General features: G+C 63.4%; 20 protein-coding genes. 11 read left to right on the top strand and 9 right to left on the bottom strand.

The features are described from left to right. Positions 1 to 8 precede the first annotated feature (8 nt). Positions 9 to 998 carry a YhdH/YhfP family quinone oxidoreductase gene (locus ACN8M7_RS09045; protein ID WP_490260532.1) on the top strand — a complete coding sequence of 330 codons (990 nt, stop codon included), beginning with the start codon at positions 9 to 11 and terminating at the stop codon, positions 996 to 998. Positions 999 to 1,074: 76 nt separating this feature from the next. On the opposite strand, the gene ACN8M7_RS09040 is transcribed toward ACN8M7_RS09045, so the two are convergent. Then, positions 1,075 to 1,842: a DODA-type extradiol aromatic ring-opening family dioxygenase gene (locus tag ACN8M7_RS09040; RefSeq protein WP_490260531.1), complete on the bottom strand. Its 768-nt coding sequence runs from the start codon at positions 1,840 to 1,842 to the stop codon at positions 1,075 to 1,077. A gap of 105 nt (positions 1,843 to 1,947) precedes the next feature. Between ACN8M7_RS09040 and ACN8M7_RS09035 the strand changes: the two genes are divergently transcribed. Further along, positions 1,948 to 2,604 carry a thiopurine S-methyltransferase gene (locus tag ACN8M7_RS09035; RefSeq protein ID WP_490260530.1) on the top strand — a complete coding sequence of 219 codons (657 nt, stop codon included), beginning with the start codon at positions 1,948 to 1,950 and terminating at the stop codon, positions 2,602 to 2,604. A 59-nt stretch (positions 2,605 to 2,663) separates the two neighbouring features. Here ACN8M7_RS09035 and htpX read toward each other — a convergent pair whose 3' ends face one another. From htpX to ACN8M7_RS09020, 3 genes are all read right to left on the bottom strand, one after another. After that, positions 2,664 to 3,536, bottom strand: a complete 873-nt coding sequence (gene htpX / locus ACN8M7_RS09030) for a protease HtpX (protein WP_061239186.1) — start codon at positions 3,534 to 3,536, stop codon at positions 2,664 to 2,666. Positions 3,537 to 3,625: 89 nt separating this feature from the next. Further along, positions 3,626 to 4,078: a hypothetical protein gene (locus tag ACN8M7_RS09025; RefSeq protein ID WP_490260529.1), complete on the bottom strand. Its 453-nt coding sequence runs from the start codon at positions 4,076 to 4,078 to the stop codon at positions 3,626 to 3,628. Between the two features lie 6 nt (positions 4,079 to 4,084). After that, positions 4,085 to 5,296: a pyridoxal phosphate-dependent aminotransferase gene (locus ACN8M7_RS09020; protein WP_490260528.1), complete on the bottom strand. Its 1,212-nt coding sequence runs from the start codon at positions 5,294 to 5,296 to the stop codon at positions 4,085 to 4,087. A 268-nt stretch (positions 5,297 to 5,564) separates the two neighbouring features. Here ACN8M7_RS09020 and msrB point away from each other — a divergent pair, with 268 nt between their 5' ends. Further along, positions 5,565 to 5,960, top strand: coding sequence for a peptide-methionine (R)-S-oxide reductase MsrB (gene msrB / locus ACN8M7_RS09015; protein ID WP_061239189.1), 396 nt, complete (start codon positions 5,565 to 5,567; stop codon positions 5,958 to 5,960). 42 nt (positions 5,961 to 6,002) lie between these two features. Here msrB and ACN8M7_RS09010 read toward each other — a convergent pair whose 3' ends face one another. Continuing rightward, positions 6,003 to 6,176: a PA1571 family protein gene (locus ACN8M7_RS09010; RefSeq protein ID WP_197432170.1), complete on the bottom strand. Its 174-nt coding sequence runs from the start codon at positions 6,174 to 6,176 to the stop codon at positions 6,003 to 6,005. Between the two features lie 248 nt (positions 6,177 to 6,424). Between ACN8M7_RS09010 and ACN8M7_RS09005 the strand changes: the two genes are divergently transcribed. From ACN8M7_RS09005 to ACN8M7_RS08985, 5 genes are read left to right on the top strand one after another with little or no spacing between them, the layout of a single operon-like run. After that, positions 6,425 to 7,540 (top strand): ATP-NAD kinase family protein, encoded by a 1,116-nt coding sequence (locus tag ACN8M7_RS09005; protein ID WP_490260527.1) that lies wholly within the window; start codon positions 6,425 to 6,427, stop codon positions 7,538 to 7,540. A 9-nt stretch (positions 7,541 to 7,549) separates the two neighbouring features. After that, positions 7,550 to 8,140 carry a DUF1287 domain-containing protein gene (locus ACN8M7_RS09000; RefSeq protein ID WP_490260526.1) on the top strand — a complete coding sequence of 197 codons (591 nt, stop codon included), beginning with the start codon at positions 7,550 to 7,552 and terminating at the stop codon, positions 8,138 to 8,140. Next, on the top strand, positions 8,137 to 8,571 hold the full coding sequence (locus ACN8M7_RS08995; protein ID WP_490260525.1) for a thiol-disulfide oxidoreductase DCC family protein: 435 nt from the start codon (positions 8,137 to 8,139) through the stop codon (positions 8,569 to 8,571). Before ACN8M7_RS09000 ends, ACN8M7_RS08995 begins: the two co-directional genes overlap by 4 nt. After that, a complete protein-coding gene (locus tag ACN8M7_RS08990; protein ID WP_490260524.1) occupies positions 8,564 to 8,971 on the top strand; it encodes a DoxX-like family protein in 408 nt (135 codons plus the stop codon). Before ACN8M7_RS08995 ends, ACN8M7_RS08990 begins: the two co-directional genes overlap by 8 nt. An 8-nt stretch (positions 8,972 to 8,979) precedes the next feature. Further along, a complete protein-coding gene (locus ACN8M7_RS08985; RefSeq protein WP_490260523.1) occupies positions 8,980 to 10,737 on the top strand; it encodes an ABC transporter transmembrane domain-containing protein in 1,758 nt (585 codons plus the stop codon). Here the strand turns inward: ACN8M7_RS08985 and rhtA are convergent. From rhtA to ACN8M7_RS08970, 3 genes are all read right to left on the bottom strand, one after another. Continuing rightward, the gene (rhtA, locus tag ACN8M7_RS08980) at positions 10,734 to 11,585 is read right to left on the bottom strand and encodes a threonine/homoserine exporter RhtA (protein WP_490260522.1); all 852 of its coding nucleotides are present in this window, start codon (positions 11,583 to 11,585) and stop codon (positions 10,734 to 10,736) included. The genes ACN8M7_RS08985 and rhtA overlap by 4 nt on opposite strands. 71 nt (positions 11,586 to 11,656) lie before the next feature. Then, positions 11,657 to 11,938 (bottom strand): pyrimidine/purine nucleoside phosphorylase, encoded by a 282-nt coding sequence (ppnP, locus tag ACN8M7_RS08975; RefSeq protein ID WP_061239196.1) that lies wholly within the window; start codon positions 11,936 to 11,938, stop codon positions 11,657 to 11,659. Between the two features lie 138 nt (positions 11,939 to 12,076). Beyond that, a complete protein-coding gene (locus ACN8M7_RS08970) occupies positions 12,077 to 12,625 on the bottom strand; it encodes a 3'-5' exonuclease (protein WP_490260521.1) in 549 nt (182 codons plus the stop codon). Between the two features lie 120 nt (positions 12,626 to 12,745). On the opposite strand from ACN8M7_RS08970, the gene ACN8M7_RS08965 reads away from it, so the two are divergent. The 3 genes from ACN8M7_RS08965 (at position 12,746) to ACN8M7_RS08955 (ending at position 14,573) form a co-directional block, all read left to right on the top strand. Next, a complete protein-coding gene (locus ACN8M7_RS08965) occupies positions 12,746 to 13,618 on the top strand; it encodes an NAD(P)-dependent oxidoreductase (protein ID WP_490260520.1) in 873 nt (290 codons plus the stop codon). 37 nt (positions 13,619 to 13,655) lie between these two features. Continuing rightward, positions 13,656 to 13,907, top strand: a complete 252-nt coding sequence (locus ACN8M7_RS08960) for a YkgJ family cysteine cluster protein (RefSeq protein WP_061239199.1) — start codon at positions 13,656 to 13,658, stop codon at positions 13,905 to 13,907. A 66-nt stretch (positions 13,908 to 13,973) separates the two neighbouring features. Continuing rightward, the gene (locus ACN8M7_RS08955; RefSeq protein WP_490260519.1) at positions 13,974 to 14,573 is read left to right on the top strand and encodes an START domain-containing protein; all 600 of its coding nucleotides are present in this window, start codon (positions 13,974 to 13,976) and stop codon (positions 14,571 to 14,573) included. A gap of 66 nt (positions 14,574 to 14,639) precedes the next feature. On the opposite strand, the gene gltA is transcribed toward ACN8M7_RS08955, so the two are convergent. After that, a complete protein-coding gene (gltA, locus tag ACN8M7_RS08950; protein ID WP_061239201.1) occupies positions 14,640 to 15,920 on the bottom strand; it encodes a citrate synthase in 1,281 nt (426 codons plus the stop codon). Positions 15,921 to 15,941 lie beyond the last annotated feature (21 nt).

Below are 15,941 nucleotides of genomic sequence, written 5' to 3'. Positions count from 1 at the left end.
AGAGGGTTATGACCGAGTTCAAGGCCTTATTGGTCAGTGAAGGCGCTAGCGGTGGTTTCCAGCGTGAAGTCGTCCAGCGCAACGTCGAGCAGTTGCCGCAGGGCGAGCTGCTGATCCGCGTGCGCTATTCCTCGCTCAACTACAAGGATGCTCTGTCCGCCAGCGGCAATCGTGGTGTGACCAAGGCTTACCCGCATACGCCCGGCATCGACGCGGCGGGGGTGGTCGAAGCCTCCAGCGTTGCCGAGTTTGCCGTGGGCGACGAAGTGATCGTCACCGGCTACGACCTGGGCATGAACACCGCCGGTGGTTTCGGCCAGTACATCCGGGTGCCGGCCGCGTGGGCGATCAAGCGCCCGCAGGGCCTGCCGCTGCGCGAGGCGATGGTGCTCGGCACCGCCGGCCTGACCGCCGCCCTGTGTGTCGACAAGCTGGAGCAGGCCGGCGTTACCCCGGAGTCCGGCACTGTCCTGGTCACCGGCGCTACGGGCGGCGTTGGCAGCATCGCGGTGGTGCTGCTCAAGCAGCTCGGGTATCGCGTAGCCGCCGCCACCGGCAAGGCCGAACAGGCGGATTTCCTGCGTGGCCTGGGTGCAGATGAAATTGTCAGCCGCGAGGAGCTGCAGCAGGGTAGCGAGCGGCCGATGCTCAAGGAGCGCTGGGCGGGTGCGGTGGATACCGTGGGCGGCGATATTCTGTTCAACGTGGTCAAGTCGCTGAGCCACAGCGGTAGCGTGGCTTGCTGCGGGTTGACCGCAGGCGTTGCGTTCCAGGCCAGCGTTCTGCCGTTCATCCTGCGTGGCGTCAATCTGCTGGGGGTGGATTCGGTGGAGCTGCCGCTGGTGGTCAAGGCGTCGATGTGGGACAAGCTATCGCTGCAGTGGAAGCTCGATCTTTCGCCGCTGTGCCATGAAATTGGCCTGACGCAATTGCCAGAGTCCATCGAGCGAATACTGGCCGGCGGCATGGTCGGCCGTATCCTGGTGCGGCTCGACTGAGCGTATGAGCGAGGCCCGTCGATGACGGGCCTCGGCATTTTTCGGCTGATGACACCGCTGCATGCGCGTGGCATGCCTAGCCGAATCGATAGATATCCATACCCAGCGCGCCGTAGGTAAAACCGCTGTGTTCAACCTTGAAGGTGCCACCAGCACCGCGGGCGAAGAACAGGGGCAGCAGGTGTTCGTCGCTGGGATGGTTGCGGACGGCGTTGGGCGCCAGTCGGCGGTACTGGTGCAGCGCTTGCTCGTCTTCGGCTTCGAGCCGTGCCACCACCCAGTCGCGAAACGCCTTGGCCCAGGGCGTGATGACGTCGGGGCCGGCGCGCCAGTCGAGCTCGCCGAGGTTGTGGGTGATGCTGCCGGAGCCGATCAGCAATATCTCGCGCTCGCGCAGGTTGGCCAGGGCCCGGCCAACGCGGGTCTGCAGTTCGGGACCCAGGTGGCTCGGCAGAGACAGCTGCAGCACCGGGATATCCGCTTGCGGATACATCAGCGACAGCGGAACCCAGGCTCCATGATCGAATGGGCGCTGGGTGTCGAGCCCGGTGGGCAGGCCGGCGTCGTTCAATTGCCTGGCGATCTCCTCGGCCAGCTGCGGTGCGCCGGGGGCGGGGTACTGCATGGCATACAAGGGCGCCGGGAAGCCGCCGAAATCGTGCCAGGTCTGCGGGTGCTCACCCGCTGTCAGCAGTATGCCCTGGCTTTCCCAGTGCGCCGATACCACCACGATGGCCCGGGGTCTGGGCAGCTCGGCGGCCAGCCTGGCCAGTGCCGGGCCGCTGGCGCCTGGGTCCAGGGCAAGCATCGGTGAGCCATGGGATATGAACAGTGAGGGCAGCATGGTAATCAGTTCCTGAAGTAGGATGTCGCCATCTTCGGTGCTGGATCTATCGACTTCCAGCATAAATAGTTGAGCATTCCTATCGAATTTGTGGAGGTTTTATCCATGCACGAGGCGTTCTGGCAGGATCGTTGGGCGCGTAGCCAAATCGGTTTTCATCAGGAGAAGGTCAACGGCTATCTACGCCGTCACTGGTCTCGGCTCGGGCTCTGTGAAGAGGCGGCGGTGCTGGTGCCACTGTGCGGCAAGAGCCTCGATCTGGCCTGGCTGGCGGAGCAGGGGCACGTCGTGATCGGGGTGGAGCTGGCCGAGCGTGCCGTGCAGGATTTCTTCGTCGAGCGTGATGTGCAGCCGCAGGTCGTTCAGCAGGGTGCGTTCAAGGTCTACCAGGCGGGCAAGCTGCGGATTCTCTGCGGCGATTTTTTCGCCCTGACCCGTGAGGACGTTGCCGACTGCCAGGCGTTTTATGACCGTGCGGCGCTGATCGCGCTGCCAGCGCCGATGCGCGAGCGTTACGCCGCCCACCTGCAGGCGATTCTGCCGCCAGCCTGCCAGGGCTTGCTGGTGACCCTGGTGTACGATCAGCAGCGCATGGATGGCCCGCCGTTCTCGGTCGCGGACGCCGAGGTCGAGCAGCGCTTCACGTCTGGCTGGGTGGCGCGTGAGGTGGAACGCAAGGATGTTCTGAGCGGCAACCCGCGCTTTGTCGAGAGTCAGCTCGAAGCGGTGGAGGAGGTGGTGTTTCACCTCACGCGCAGCTGATACGCCAAGCCAATGAAAAAGGCGACCCGAAGGTCGCCTTTTTCGTCTGTAGCGTTCGATCAGCCGCGGCGGCGCAGCGCCTCGATGCGATCTTCCAGCGGCGGGTGGCTCATCAACAGGCCAGCCAGTCCGTTCTTCAGGCCGCCATTGATGCCGAAGGCGGTCAGGCTGTCCGGCATCTGTACCGGCACACCCTGTTCGGCACGCAGGCGTTGCAGCGCAGCGATCATCGCGCCAGTACCGGCCAGTTGGGCACCGGCTTCGTCTGCCTTGAACTCGCGCTTGCGCGAGAACCACATGACGATGATGCTGGCCAGTATCCCCAGAACAAGCTCGGCGAAGATGGTGGCGACGAAGTAGCCGATGCCATGACCGTCTTCGTTCTTCAGGATCGCCTTGTCGACGAAGTTGCCGAAGATGCGTGCGAAGAACATCACGAAGGTGTTCACCACGCCTTGAATCAGCGCCAGGGTGACCATGTCGCCGTTGGCCACGTGGCCAATCTCGTGGGCCAGTACCGCGCGCACCTCATCCGGCGAGAAGCGTTCGAGCAGGCCCTGGCTGACGGCGACCAGCGCGTCGTTCTTGTTCCAGCCGGTGGCGAAGGCATTGGACTCGTAGGCCGGGAAGATACCGACTTCCGGCATCTTGATCCCGGCTTCGCGCGACAGCTCCTCGACGGTCTGCAGCAGCCACTGTTCGTGGCGGGTGCGCGGTTGCGTGATGATCTGCGTGCCGGTGCTCATCTTCGCCATCCACTTGGACAGGAACAGCGACACCAGCGAGCCGGCGAAACCGAACACGGCGCAGAAAATCAGCAGGCTGCCGTGGTTCTGGCCGGTGAAGCGGTCGACCCCCAACAGTTTGAGGGTGATGCTGGCGATAACCAGCACCGCCAGGTTGGTGGCCAGGAACAACATAATGCGCATCATGGTGTGAACGGACTCCTCACGGGGAAAGACGTACGAGTAATGCGGGCTATATAAGGGCGCCTACCTGGAGCTTTCAACCAGGGACTATTTCAAACTATGTCGTTTGCCTGCGCCGCTTGGCTTTCGAACAGTAGACGGGTCAGCCGGGCGATGCGTTCCCCGTGCTGGCGCGCCAGGGCTTCACGCAGCTGGAAGGCCAGCGTGGCGTGCACGCGGCGTACGCTTGGCGGCAATGGTTCACCGTCGGGAAGCACGTGCGGTACGCCGCGCGACAGGCGCAAAAAACCTTTCTCGCTCAGCACCGCCTGATCCAGCGCATCGTAAGCGATGGTCGACTCGAAACGCAGATAACCTTCTTCGGCCAGCCACAGCAAGGCGCCCAGGCAGGCCTGGTGGCGCTTGCTGGGCAGGCCAAATTCATCCGGCTCCTCACGCCCGATCAGGTCTTCCACGTACAGCGCCATCTTGCGCGGGAAGGCCTGATAGAGCATGAGCAGGCCGCTGGCCGCGTCCTTGTAGAAATCGTCTATCTGCAGATCCATGCTGGTTTACTGGCTATAGCCCTTGAGGAAGTTGCCGATACGGCCGATGGCCTGCTCCAAGTCGTCGACGCGGGGCAGGGTGACCACGCGGAAGTGATCCGGCCAGGGCCAGTTGAAGGCGGTGCCCTGGACGATCAGCAGCTTCTCCGACAGCAGCAGGTCGAGGACGAACTTCTCGTCGTTGTGGATCGGGCAGATTTTCGGGTCGATCTTCGGGAAGGCGTACAGCGCGCCCATGGGTTTGACGCAGCTGACCCCGGGGATGTCGTTGAGCAGTTCCCAGGCGCGGTTGCGCTGCTCCAGCAGGCGGCCGTTGGGCAGCACCAGGTCGTTGATGCTCTGGTAACCGCCGAGTGCGGTCTGGATCGCATGTTGGCTCGGCACGTTGGCGCACAGGCGCATGTTGGCGAGGATATCCAGACCTTCGATGTAGCTCTGCGCCTTGTGCTTGGGCCCGGAGATGGCCACCCAGCCGGAACGGAAACCGGCCACGCGGTAGCTCTTGGACAGGCCGTTGAAGGTCAGGCAGAGCACGTCCGGTGCCAGCGAGGCGGTGCTGATGTGCACCGCTTCGTCGTAGAGGATCTTGTCGTAGATCTCGTCGGAGAAGATCACCAGGTTGTGCTGGCGGGCCAGCTCGACGATGTCCTGCAGCACTTCCTTGGAATAGACCGCGCCGGTCGGGTTGTTCGGGTTGATCAGCACCAGCGCCTTGGTGTTCGGCGTGATCTTGGCGCGCATGTCGGCGATATCGGGGAACCAGCCGGCCTGTTCGTCGCACAGGTAATGCACCGGCTTGCCGCCGGACAGCGCCACGGCAGCGGTCCACAGCGGATAGTCAGGGGCTGGGATGAGCACCTCGTCACCGTTGTTGAGCAGCGCCTGCATGGCCATGACGATCAGCTCGGATACGCCGTTGCCGAGGTAGATGTCCTCGATGCCGACGCCTTCGACCTGCTTCTGCTGGTAGTACTGCATCACCGCTTTACGGGCGCTGAACAGGCCCTTGGAATCGCTGTAGCCCTGCGCGGTGGGCAGGTTGCGGATCACATCCTGGAGGATTTCTTCCGGCGCCTCGAAACCGAACGGCGCCGGATTGCCGATGTTCAGCTTGAGGATGCGATGGCCTTCCTCTTCCAGACGCTTGGCGTGCTTGAGCACCGGCCCGCGAATGTCATAGCAGACGTTGGCGAGCTTGTTCGATTTGCTGACCTGCATGTAAGAAATCCCGAGCTATGGAGAGCCCGCTTGAACACGCTGCAAAATTCTCTCGACTGGGAATCTTGGCAGCCTGTAACGCGGGTGACAGACTGGGGTCGAATCATACGTGGCGACCTGAGCGCGGCAAAGCTATCCGCTCTGCTTTTTTCTGGCCTGCCACGCGGCGCACAGTGACTGGGTTGTTGTGTACGCCTTGCCTTCGAGGCAAGGTCTGGCGCTGCCTGCAACCTGGCGTATCGCCCATTACCGAGGAGGAGCCCCGTTCGTGGATAAACTCGACAAACCCCTGGATAGCTGGCGCGAAGAGCTGACTGACGAGCAGTTTCATGTCTGCCGTCTGGGTGGCACGGAGCGACCGTTCACCGGCGCTTATCACGACAGCAAGACCCCTGGCATCTACCATTGCGCCTGCTGCGGCGAGGCGCTGTTCGATTCGGATGCCAAGTACGACTCGGGCAGCGGCTGGCCGAGCTATTTCCAGCCGATCAATGACGAGGTGATTGCCAGCCTCGACGATTACAGCCATGGCATGCATCGCATCGAGGTCAAGTGCGCTAAATGCGATGCGCATCTGGGCCACGTATTCCCTGATGGTCCGCGCCCGACCGGGCTGCGTTACTGCATCAACTCCCTGTCGTTGAAGCTGGTGCCACGCGATTGAGGCAAGGCGCGCCAGGCGCTTCGGCTGCCTGGCGCGTGCGGCTCAAGCCTGCTGGTTGGCGCTCTGGCGGCTTTCTTCCAGAGCGTCACAGGCCTGCTGGATCATGTCTTCGGTAATGGGCACTTCGCGGCCCTGGCCGTCAATGATAAAACCGCCCACCGGCTCCTGCTGTTGTCGGGTGGCTGGGCATTGGGCAGCGTTGTCTTGCAAGCTCATGGCCTGTCTCCTCATCAGTGGTGCGCGCCACTCTAGGGCATCCAGATGAAGGCGCGGTGACAGTTAAAAGTCTGCTGCGCGTTGGCCATGCCGGGTGGTAAACGGGCTCGGAAAGCTCATCTGTTCGCCCGGCCTGGCTCCTGCTCGCGGTACTCTGAGTTGGTTCACGACGGCGGAAAGCCGTCAGATAACACATTGCGAAAGTCACACTGCAGGCTGCGTGCCAGCCTTCGTGGAACGAGGAAGTCATGTCGCGTTTTCATATCGGTCTGATCATCAATCCACTGGCTGGGCTGGGTGGTCCGGCAGCATTCAAGGGCAGCGACGGCATGGCCGAGCAGGCACTGGCGCTGGGCGTCGAGCCACAGGCTGCACAACGCACGCGCACTGCGCTTGAGCAGTTGTTGACCCTGCATGAGCGCATTGAGTTCGTCAGTTATCCGGGTGCCATGGGTGGCGATCTCCTGGCGCAGATGGGCTTCGCGCATCGTTTGCTGGGTGAGTTGCACGACGGCGTGAGCACTGCCGAAGACACCCGCCAGGCGGTGCAGCAGCTGCAGGACGCCGGCGTGGCTCTGATTCTGTTCGCAGGCGGTGATGGTACCGCCCGTGATGTCTGTGCGGCCGTCAGGGAGGGGCAGCCGGTGTTGGGTATTCCGGCAGGGGTGAAGATCCAGTCCGGCGTCTATGCCATCAGTCCGCGAGCGGCGGGTGAGTTGACTGCGCGCCTGGTGGACGGCGGCCTGGTGCGCCTGGGCAGCGGCGAAGTGCGTGACATCGACGAGAGCGCCCTGCGCGAAGGCCGCGTCACCGCGCGCTGGTACGGTGAGCTGTGCGTGCCGCAGGAGGGGGGGTATGTGCAGGCGGTCAAACAGGGCGGCGTGGAATCCGAAGAGCTGGTGTTGGCCGATCTTGCCGCCTGGCTGGAGGCGGAGTGGGAGCCGGGCGCGCGCTACGTGTTCGGCCCCGGTTCGACCTTGCACGGACTGGCGCAGAATCTGGGACTGGAAACCACCTTGCTGGGCGTCGACGTGATCGAGGACGGCCAGGTCATCGCTCGCGACGTCAACGAAGCCGAGTTGTTCGGCCTGGTCGAGGGCTATCCAAGCTACCTGCTGCTGACCGCGATTGGTGGTCAGGGTCATATCATCGGTCGCGGTAACCAGCAGATCAGCCCGCGTGTATTGCGCGCGGTTGGGCTGGAGCGCCTACGCGTGGTGGCGACCAAGCGCAAGCTGGGCACGCTGCAGGGGCGGCCATTGCTGGTGGACAGTGGTGACGTGAGCCTGGACGACGATTTTCCCGATGCAGTGCGGGTCTGGGCCGGTTATAAGGAAGAGCTGCTGTACCCCTTGAGTCGATAGGAGATCGATATGCGCACGGTGATCGCACTGCTGCTCTGCTCGCTGGCTTTTGCAGCGCACGCCATCGAGGCGCACAGGCTGGTGCTCGATGCTCGCCAGCAGGTCGGCGTGACCCTGAGCTATGACCCGGCCTACCGGAAGCTGAGCTATCCAGGCGGCGATGTGCCCCTGGCCACCGGCGTCTGCACCGACGTGGTGATCCGCGCGCTACGCCAGCAGGGGCTGGATCTGCAGGAAGCAGTGCATCGCGACATGCGCGGCAACTTCGCCGCCTATCCGAAGAACTGGGGCCTGACTCGTCCGGACAGCAATATCGACCACCGCCGCGTGCCCAATCTGATGACCTGGTTCAAGCGCCAGGGCTGGGCGCTTGCGGTCAAACAGGATGCCTCTGCCTATCAGCCCGGCGATATCGTCACCTGGGATCTGGGTCGCGGCCTCACCCATATCGGCATCGTCAGCGACCGCCGCGCAACCAGCGGGGCGCCGCTGGTGCTGCATAACATCGGCCGTGGTACGCAGGAGGAGGACATTCTGTTCGCCTACCGCATCACTGGCCACTACCGCCCTCTGGCGCAGCAGGCGAGCGCTGGTCAATGACGAAACCATCGCTAGCGCCCGGTCTTGCTGCAGGCGAGCGCGTCGTCCTGTTCGATGGCGTCTGCAAGCTCTGCAACGGCTGGGCGAAATTTCTCATTCGGCATGATCGCCTGTGCCAGTTTCGCCTGGCTTCGGTGCAGTCGGCGCAGGGGCAGGCGCTGCTGGCCTGGTATGGCCTGCCGAACGATCGCTTCGACACCATGGCACTGATCGATGAAGCAGGCTTGCATGTGCGCTCCAGCGCATTGTTGCGCATTCTCGCCCGCCTACCTCAGCCCTGGCGTGTTCTTGCCTGGCTGCGTCTGATTCCGCGTCCGCTGCGTGACTGGTGTTATGACCGCATCGCGCTGAATCGCTACCGCCTGTTCGGGCGCTACCAGGTCTGCCTGCTGCCCACTGCCGATCACGCCGAGCGCTTCCTGCATGACTGAGCAGCGCCTGGCGCAGATCGCCTGGCTAGCTCGGCTGGCCCTGGCGCTGGTGTTCATCTGGCATGGGCTGGCGCCGAAGATTCTCTGGCTCAGCCCTGACGAGGTGGCGATGATCGCGGCGCATGGCCTGCCTGATCATGCGCTGTTCGCGCCGGAGTCGATCGCGCGCATCGGTGGCATTGTCGAGATACTGCTGGGTATCGCGCTGCTGGCGGTGCCGCGCCAGCGCTGGCCTTTGCTGGTCGCAGGTGCGGTGTTGCTGGTGCTGCTGCTTGATGTTGCGCTGCTGAGTCCCCATCTGTTGATTCAAGCGTTCAATCCGCTTTCGACCAATCTGGCTGCGCTGGCCCTGTGTGCAGTGGCCTGGCTGGCTGAAGCGCCCTCGGCTGCCGACTCCTGAGACCCGTCATGACATCGATGCTTTCTTCCCGCCAGCGTGGCGCCATACGCCTGGCCTGGCGCTTCATCGCGCCTTATCGCGGCCGGGTAGTGGGGGCGCTGCTGGCGCTGATGTTCACTGCGGCGATCACCCTGTCCATGGGCCAGGGCATCAAGCTGCTGGTGGATCAGGGCCTGGCCACGCAGTCGCCAGCGGCACTGCGCCATTCTCTGCTGCTGTTTTTCGTGCTGGTGCTGGCATTGGCTTTCGGTACCTACACACGTTTCTATCTGGTGTCGTGGATCGGTGAGCGGGTGGTTGCGGACATCCGCCGACGAGTGTTCGACCACCTGATCGAGCTGCATCCGGGCTTCTACGAGAGCAATCGCAGCTCGGAAATCCAGTCGCGGCTGACCGCCGACACCACCTTGCTGCAGTCGGTGATCGGCTCGTCCCTGTCGATGGCATTGCGCAACCTGATCATGCTGATCGGCGGCAGTGTGCTGCTGGTGGTGACCAATCCCAAGCTCAGCGGCATCGTCCTCTTGGCCCTGCCGTTGGTGGTGGCGCCGATCCTGCTGTTTGGCCGTCGCGTGCGGGCGCTGTCGCGGCAAAGCCAGGACCGCGTGGCCGATGTCGGCAGCTACGTGGGTGAGGTGCTGGGACAGATCAAGACGGTGCAGGCCTACAACCATCAGAGCGAGGACAAGCGCCGCTTTGGCGAGTCCGCCGAGGCGGCGTTCGATGTGGCGCGCAAGCGCATCGCCCAGCGTGCCTGGCTGGTCACCGTGGTCATCGTGCTGGTGCTCGGTGCGGTGGGGGTGATGCTCTGGGTGGGCGGCATGGATGTGATCGCCGGGCGCATCTCCGGTGGTGAGCTGGCGGCATTCGTGTTCTACAGTCTGATCGTTGGCTCATCCTTCGGCACCCTGAGCGAGGTGATCGGCGAGTTGCAGCGCGCGGCGGGCGCCGCCGAGCGTATCGGCGAGCTGTTGCGTGCCAGCAACGCCATCGTCGCGCCAGAGCAGCCCAGGCATCTGCCGCAGCCGGTGCAGGGGCGCATCGAGCTGCAGGGCGTGCGCTTCGCCTATGCGTCGCGTGCGGACAGCTACGCCATCGATGGCATCGACCTGCAGGTGTCGGCGGGTGAGACCCTGGCGCTGGTGGGGCCTTCCGGCGCTGGCAAGTCGACGCTGTTCGATCTGCTGCTGCGTTTCTTCGATCCGCAGGCCGGGCGCATCCTCATCGATGGCGTACCGATCGATCAGCTCGACCCGCGCGAGCTGCGCGCCAGTTTCGCCCTGGTTTCGCAGAATCCCGCGCTGTTCTTCGGTTCGGTCGAGGACAACATTCGCTACGGTCGCCTGGATGCCAGTCAGGCTGAGGTGGAGGCGGCGGCGCGGGCGGCGCATGCCCATGAGTTCATCCAGCGTCTGCCGCAGGGCTATCAGACCCATCTCGGTGAGGCCGGGCTTGGGCTTTCCGGTGGGCAACGTCAGCGTCTGGCCATCGCCCGCGCCTTGCTTGCCGATGCGCCGATCCTGCTGCTCGATGAAGCCACCAGCGCGCTGGATGCCGAGAGCGAGCACTTGATCCAGCAGGCGCTGCCATCCTTGATGGCCGGGCGTACCACGCTGGTCATCGCCCATCGCCTGGCGACGGTCAAGCAGGCTGATCGCATCGCGGTGATCGAGCAGGGGCGCCTGGCCGCGATCGGTCGGCATGCCGAGCTGATCGAGAGCAGCCCGTTGTATGCGCGGTTGGCCGAGCTGCAGTTCGGTCGCTAGCTCTTGGGTCTGATGGTGGCAGCGGCACCGGCCGAGGCCACGATGATTGCGCCGACGGCAAGCCACTGGCCCCAGAGCAGCTTCTCGCCGAGAAAGGCCAGGCCGCACATGGCTGCGACTGCCGGCTCCAGGCTCATCAGGACGCTGAAGGTCCGTGCCGGGAGGCGCGTCAGAGCAACCATTTCCAGGCTGTAAGGCAGGGCCGAGGACAGCACTGCGACACCCAGGGCGATGGGCAACAGGTCGAGGTTCAGCAGATCACTGCCGGCATGCCAGACGCCGATGGGCAGTACCAGCAGGGCGGCGACCCAGGTACCCAGCGCGACGGTGTGGCGGCCATGCTGGGCGCCGGCTTTCTGTCCGAAGATGATGTACAGCGACCAGCAAACGCCGGCGCCGAGGGCCAGGGCGGCGCCAAGCGGGTCGATGGCGCTTTGCGTGGCGCCGGTGGGCAGGAGCATCCACAGGCCGACGATGGCCAGGATTACCCAAACGAAATCCAGCAGGCGGCGCGAGGAAAACAACGCCAGGGCCAGGGGGCCGGTGAACTCCAGGGCCACGGCGATGCCCAGCGGGATGCTCTGCAGGGACATGTAGAACATCAGGTTCATGCCGCCCAGGGCCAGGCCATAGGCCAGCAGGGCGTGGCATTTGCTCAAGTCCAGCCTGGCCCGCCAAGGCTGCATGACCAGCGACAGGATGATCGCACCCAGCACCAGGCGCAGTGCCGTGGTGCCTTCGGCGCCCACCAGGGGAAACAGGTTCTTGGCCAGCGACGCACCGCTCTGGATCGAGACCATGGCCACCACGAGCAAGGCGATGGGGGCGAGAAGGGCGGAACGTGGCATGGCTGTGTCCTGGTGGTGATCAGCAAAGAAAAAACCGGCCGCGAGGGCCGGTTTCTCATGAGGCCTTTGGCTTAGCGGTATTCGCAGAGGTAGGCGGTGTCCACTGCGACTTTCAGCTGGAACTTGCTGTTGGCCGGTACGGTGAACTTGCTGCCAGCTTCAAAGGTGCTCCAGCTGTCGCTGCCCGGCAGTTTGACGGTCAGGGCGCCGGCGACGACATGCATGACTTCCAGCTGGCTGGTGCCGAACTCATATTCGCCCGGAGCCATCACGCCGAGGGTGGCTGGGCCTTCAGCCATGCTGAAAGCGATGGATTTGACGGTGCCGTCGAAGTACTCGTTGACCTTGAACATCTGCGATTCCTCGGAAGGGGGTGGAAAAGTTGCGGGTAGCCATTTCTAACGTCGCCCAGCGACGGCCCGGAGGCTGGCCGCCATGGACGGCAGGCCATAAAAGGGCCGCCAGTATGCCCAAGCGGCTTTTCTTCGTCATCAGTCTTTGAGGGGGAGTACCAGCGGCAGCAGTCGCGCGGTGTTACGTGCATCTTCCAGCGCGCGATGCTGGCGCCCGAGAAACTGCATGCCGGCGAGTTGCAGGGCACTGTGAAGGCCGACCGGGCGCTGAAGTTGGCGCGCCTTGGCAAAGGCCTGTTTGAGGTTCAGGTGCGGTATTTGGGTCAGCAGGCTGTGCAGCTGGTGCTGGCGCCATTCCTGTTCCAGTTGGCGGCGGTCGTAATCGCCCCAGCTGCTCCAGCCGACCAGGCGTGGTGCATGCTGGGCCAGCCAGCGTTCGAACTGGGGCCAGACCTGGGCCATTGGCGCTGCTGCGTCGACCTCGGCCTGGGTGATACGGGTGAGCTCGCGGCAGAAGTCGGTCAGGCAGGGGCGGCGCTGCGGCTTGATGATGCGCTGGAAGTGGTCGCGTTCATGGCCATCGACGCCAACCAGGCTGGCGCCGATTTCGATGATTTCCATTTCTTCCATCGGCCAGCCGCCTTCGTCGGTCGTGGCTTCCAGGTCGATGACCAACCAATGTCCCATTGCTGCTCCTATCCTTCGCAAGGCCATGCTCCGGGCCGATTCGCTGGCAGTATGGAAGGCCTTTTCGGCCAGGGCAAACGTCATGCTAGGCTCTGCAACCTATGTCCTGAGGAGGTTGGTATGGCAAAGGTCGCATTTATCGGTTTGGGGGTTATGGGGTATCCGATGGCCGGGCATCTCGCTCGTAACGGCCATCAGGTGACGGTCTATAACCGTTCTCCGGGCAAGGCTGAGCAGTGGGTGGCGGAATACGCCGGCAGCAGTGCGCCGACACCGCGTGAGGCGGCGGCTGGCGCCGAACTGGTGATGTGCTGCGTCGGCAACGACGATGACCTGCGTAGCGTGATCCTGGGCGAGCAGGGCGCCTTCGCCGGTATGGCGGCGGGCGCGATCCTGGTCGACCACACCACGGCTTCGGCCGATGTGGCGCGTGAGTTGGCGGCTGTCGCGGCCGAGCGCGGCCTGGGCTTTCTCGATGCGCCGGTGTCCGGCGGTCAGGCCGGGGCGGTCAATGGCGTGCTGACGGTCATGGTTGGCGGCGAGGCCGGCACCTATGCCGTGGCCGAACCGGTCATCCAGTGCTACGCGCGAATGCAGCGTTTGATGGGGCCGGCCGGCAGCGGTCAGTTGAGCAAGATGGTCAACCAGATCTGCATCGCCGGCCTGGTGCAGGGGCTGGCAGAGGCGCTGAACTTCGCTCAGTGCGCGGGCCTCGATGGCCATGCGGTGGTCGATGTGATCAGCAAGGGGGCGGCGCAGTCGTGGCAGATGGAAAACCGCTACAAGACCATGCTGGCCGGCGAGTTCGACTTCGGCTTTGCGGTCGACTGGATGCGCAAGGACCTGTCGATCTTGCTCGAGGAGTCGCGTCGTAATGGTGCTCAGCTGCCGGTGACGGCGCTGGTCGATCAGTTCTATGCCGATGTCCAGGCCATGGGCGGCGGGCGTTGGGATACGTCCAGTCTGCTGGCCCGTTTGCAGCGCGACCGCTGATCGCAAAAGGCCGTTCGTTTGTAGTCGAGGTCATTTCATGGAGTGTCGAGCCGGTTGCGGTGCCTGCTGCATCGCGCCTTCCATCAGTTCGCCGATTCCGGGTATGCCGGAGGGTAAGCCTGCCGGTGTGCGCTGCATTCATCTCGATGCCGAGTATCTCTGCGCCATTTTCGGTCGCCCGGAGAGGCCTGCGGTGTGCGGCGGGTTCAAGGCGGAAGAGCAGTTGTGCGGCAATGATCGCGAAACTGCCATTCGCCTGTTGGGTTGGCTGGAGCAGGCGACGGCCTGACGTGATGAACCGCTTGTGACCCCTGCGGGTCGAAAGGCAAACAATCCTGCCGGGAGTTGTTCGAAGATGATGCGTTTTTCCGTTTTGACCCTGCTGTTGTGTGCAAGCGCTGCCCAGTCTGCCGAAAGGCCGTGGCAATTGGAACGTGAGGAGGACGGCGTCAGCGTTTACCTGGCCGATGTGCCTGGGTCCAAGTACAAGGCCTATCGCGGCGTGGTCACGATCAAGGGCGACCTGGCTGCTGTACAGGCCGCTCAGGAAGATGTCGCGGGGTCCTGTGCCTGGATTTTCAGTTGTCAGCAGCAGCGGCTGCTCGACACCAAGGGCAATGTGAGCGAGCTGTACACCCGCTTCGAAATGCCTTGGCCGGTAGAGGCGCGCGATTCGGTGATCCAGGTGACCACGCGCACCGATGCCGATGGCAGTGTCACGCGCCTGCTCAAGGCCGTGCCAGAGCGTTTACCGGAGGAAAAGGGCTTCGTACGGGTGCCGCGCGTCGACGGTGAGTGGCACCTCAAGCCGCTGGAGCAGGGCGGGGTGGAAGTGATCTACGAGGTGCATACCGAGCCGGGCGGAAGCGTGCCCTCCTGGCTGGCCAATAGTTTTGTCGTCGACGCTCCCCTGCAAACGCTGCAGGGTTTGCGGGCAAAGGTGGAGGGACGCTGAAACGAGGGCGTTTGCGGCAATAAAAAAGGCTGCCAATCTGGCAGCCTTTTTTGTCTCGTTTCGCTATCAGCCGCGGTCGTCGGGCAGGTCGCGCTGCTCGTAACCGGTGTACAGCTGGCGCGGACGGCCGATCTTGTACGGGCCGGAGAGCATTTCCTTCCAGTGCGAGATCCAGCCCACGGTACGTGCCAGGGCGAAGATCACGGTGAACATCGAGGTCGGAATGCCGATGGCCTTGAGGATGATGCCCGAATAGAAGTCCACGTTCGGGTAGAGGTTGCGCTCCTTGAAGTAAGGATCGTTACGCGCGATCTCTTCGAGCTTCATGGCCAGTTCCAGCTGCGGATCGTTGATACCCAGCTCGGCCAGTACTTCGTCGCAGGTCTGCTTCATGACCTTGGCGCGCGGGTCGAAGTTCTTGTAGACGCGGTGACCGAAGCCCATCAGCTTGAACGGATCGTCCTTGTCCTTGGCCTTGGCCACGTACTTGTCGATGTTCTCCACGCTGCCGATCTCGTCGAGCATGGTCAGCACCGCTTCGTTGGCACCGCCGTGTGCCGGGCCCCACAGTGCAGCGATGCCGGCGGCGATACAGGCGAACGGGTTGGCGCCCGAAGAACCTGCCAGGCGTACGGTAGAGGTAGAGGCGTTCTGCTCATGGTCGGCGTGCAGGATAAAGATCTTATCCATCGCCTTGGCCAGTACCGGGCTGATCGGTTTGATCTCGCACGGGGTGTTGAACATCATGTGCAGGAAGTTTTCCGCGTAATTCAGGTCATTGCGCGGGTACATCATGGGCTGGCCCATGGAGTACTTGTAGGTCATGGCTGCGATGGTCGGCATCTTGGCAACCAGGCGCATGGCGGACACTTCGCGATGCTGCGGATTCTTGATGTCCAGCGAGTCGTGATAGAACGCGGACAGGGCGCCAACCACGCCACACATGATGGCCATCGGGTGGGCGTCGCGACGGAAGCCGTTGAAGAAGGTCTTCAGTTGCTCATGAACCATGGTGTGGTTCTTGATGGTGCTGACGAACTGGGCCTTCTCTTCCTTGCTCGGCAGTTCGCCGTTGAGCAGCAGGTAGCAGGTTTCCAGGTAGTCGGACTTCTCGGCGAGCTGCTCGATGGGGTAGCCGCGGTGCAGCAGAATGCCCTTGTCACCGTCGATGTAGGTGATCTTCGACTCGCAAGAGGCGGTCGACATAAAACCAGGGTCAAAGGTGAACCGACCCGTGGCGGTCAGGCTCCGCACATCTATTACTTCGGGACCAACAGTGCCGGTCAGAACGGGCAGTTCGACGGGGGCATTGCCCTCGATGATCAACTGCGCTTTTTTGTCAGCCATATGTGGCCTCCTAGTTATGCT

Source organism: Pseudomonas spartinae (assembly GCF_965197125.1).
In the GTDB taxonomy this organism is placed as follows: domain Bacteria; phylum Pseudomonadota; class Gammaproteobacteria; order Pseudomonadales; family Pseudomonadaceae; genus Aquipseudomonas; species Aquipseudomonas composti_A.
Note: the sequence above shows the minus strand (reverse complement) of the source record. Positions and strands in the feature narration are given on the sequence as shown.

Coding starts and splice junctions, on each gene's coding strand:
- ACN8M7_RS09045 (WP_490260532.1), top strand. CDS start 9: ATGACCGAGTTCAAGGCCTTATTGGTCAGTGAAGGCGCTAGCGGTGGT.
- ACN8M7_RS09040 (WP_490260531.1), bottom strand. CDS start 1,842: ATGCTGCCCTCACTGTTCATATCCCATGGCTCACCGATGCTTGCCCTG.
- ACN8M7_RS09035 (WP_490260530.1), top strand. CDS start 1,948: ATGCACGAGGCGTTCTGGCAGGATCGTTGGGCGCGTAGCCAAATCGGT.
- htpX (WP_061239186.1), bottom strand. CDS start 3,536: ATGATGCGCATTATGTTGTTCCTGGCCACCAACCTGGCGGTGCTGGTT.
- ACN8M7_RS09025 (WP_490260529.1), bottom strand. CDS start 4,078: ATGGATCTGCAGATAGACGATTTCTACAAGGACGCGGCCAGCGGCCTG.
- ACN8M7_RS09020 (WP_490260528.1), bottom strand. CDS start 5,296: ATGCAGGTCAGCAAATCGAACAAGCTCGCCAACGTCTGCTATGACATT.
- ACN8M7_RS09010 (WP_197432170.1), bottom strand. CDS start 6,176: ATGAGCTTGCAAGACAACGCTGCCCAATGCCCAGCCACCCGACAACAG.
- ACN8M7_RS09005 (WP_490260527.1), top strand. CDS start 6,425: ATGTCGCGTTTTCATATCGGTCTGATCATCAATCCACTGGCTGGGCTG.
- ACN8M7_RS09000 (WP_490260526.1), top strand. CDS start 7,550: ATGCGCACGGTGATCGCACTGCTGCTCTGCTCGCTGGCTTTTGCAGCG.
- ACN8M7_RS08995 (WP_490260525.1), top strand. CDS start 8,137: ATGACGAAACCATCGCTAGCGCCCGGTCTTGCTGCAGGCGAGCGCGTC.
- ACN8M7_RS08990 (WP_490260524.1), top strand. CDS start 8,564: ATGACTGAGCAGCGCCTGGCGCAGATCGCCTGGCTAGCTCGGCTGGCC.
- ACN8M7_RS08985 (WP_490260523.1), top strand. CDS start 8,980: ATGACATCGATGCTTTCTTCCCGCCAGCGTGGCGCCATACGCCTGGCC.
- rhtA (WP_490260522.1), bottom strand. CDS start 11,585: ATGCCACGTTCCGCCCTTCTCGCCCCCATCGCCTTGCTCGTGGTGGCC.
- ppnP (WP_061239196.1), bottom strand. CDS start 11,938: ATGTTCAAGGTCAACGAGTACTTCGACGGCACCGTCAAATCCATCGCT.
- ACN8M7_RS08970 (WP_490260521.1), bottom strand. CDS start 12,625: ATGGGACATTGGTTGGTCATCGACCTGGAAGCCACGACCGACGAAGGC.
- ACN8M7_RS08965 (WP_490260520.1), top strand. CDS start 12,746: ATGGCAAAGGTCGCATTTATCGGTTTGGGGGTTATGGGGTATCCGATG.
- ACN8M7_RS08960 (WP_061239199.1), top strand. CDS start 13,656: ATGGAGTGTCGAGCCGGTTGCGGTGCCTGCTGCATCGCGCCTTCCATC.
- ACN8M7_RS08955 (WP_490260519.1), top strand. CDS start 13,974: ATGATGCGTTTTTCCGTTTTGACCCTGCTGTTGTGTGCAAGCGCTGCC.
- gltA (WP_061239201.1), bottom strand. CDS start 15,920: ATGGCTGACAAAAAAGCGCAGTTGATCATCGAGGGCAATGCCCCCGTC.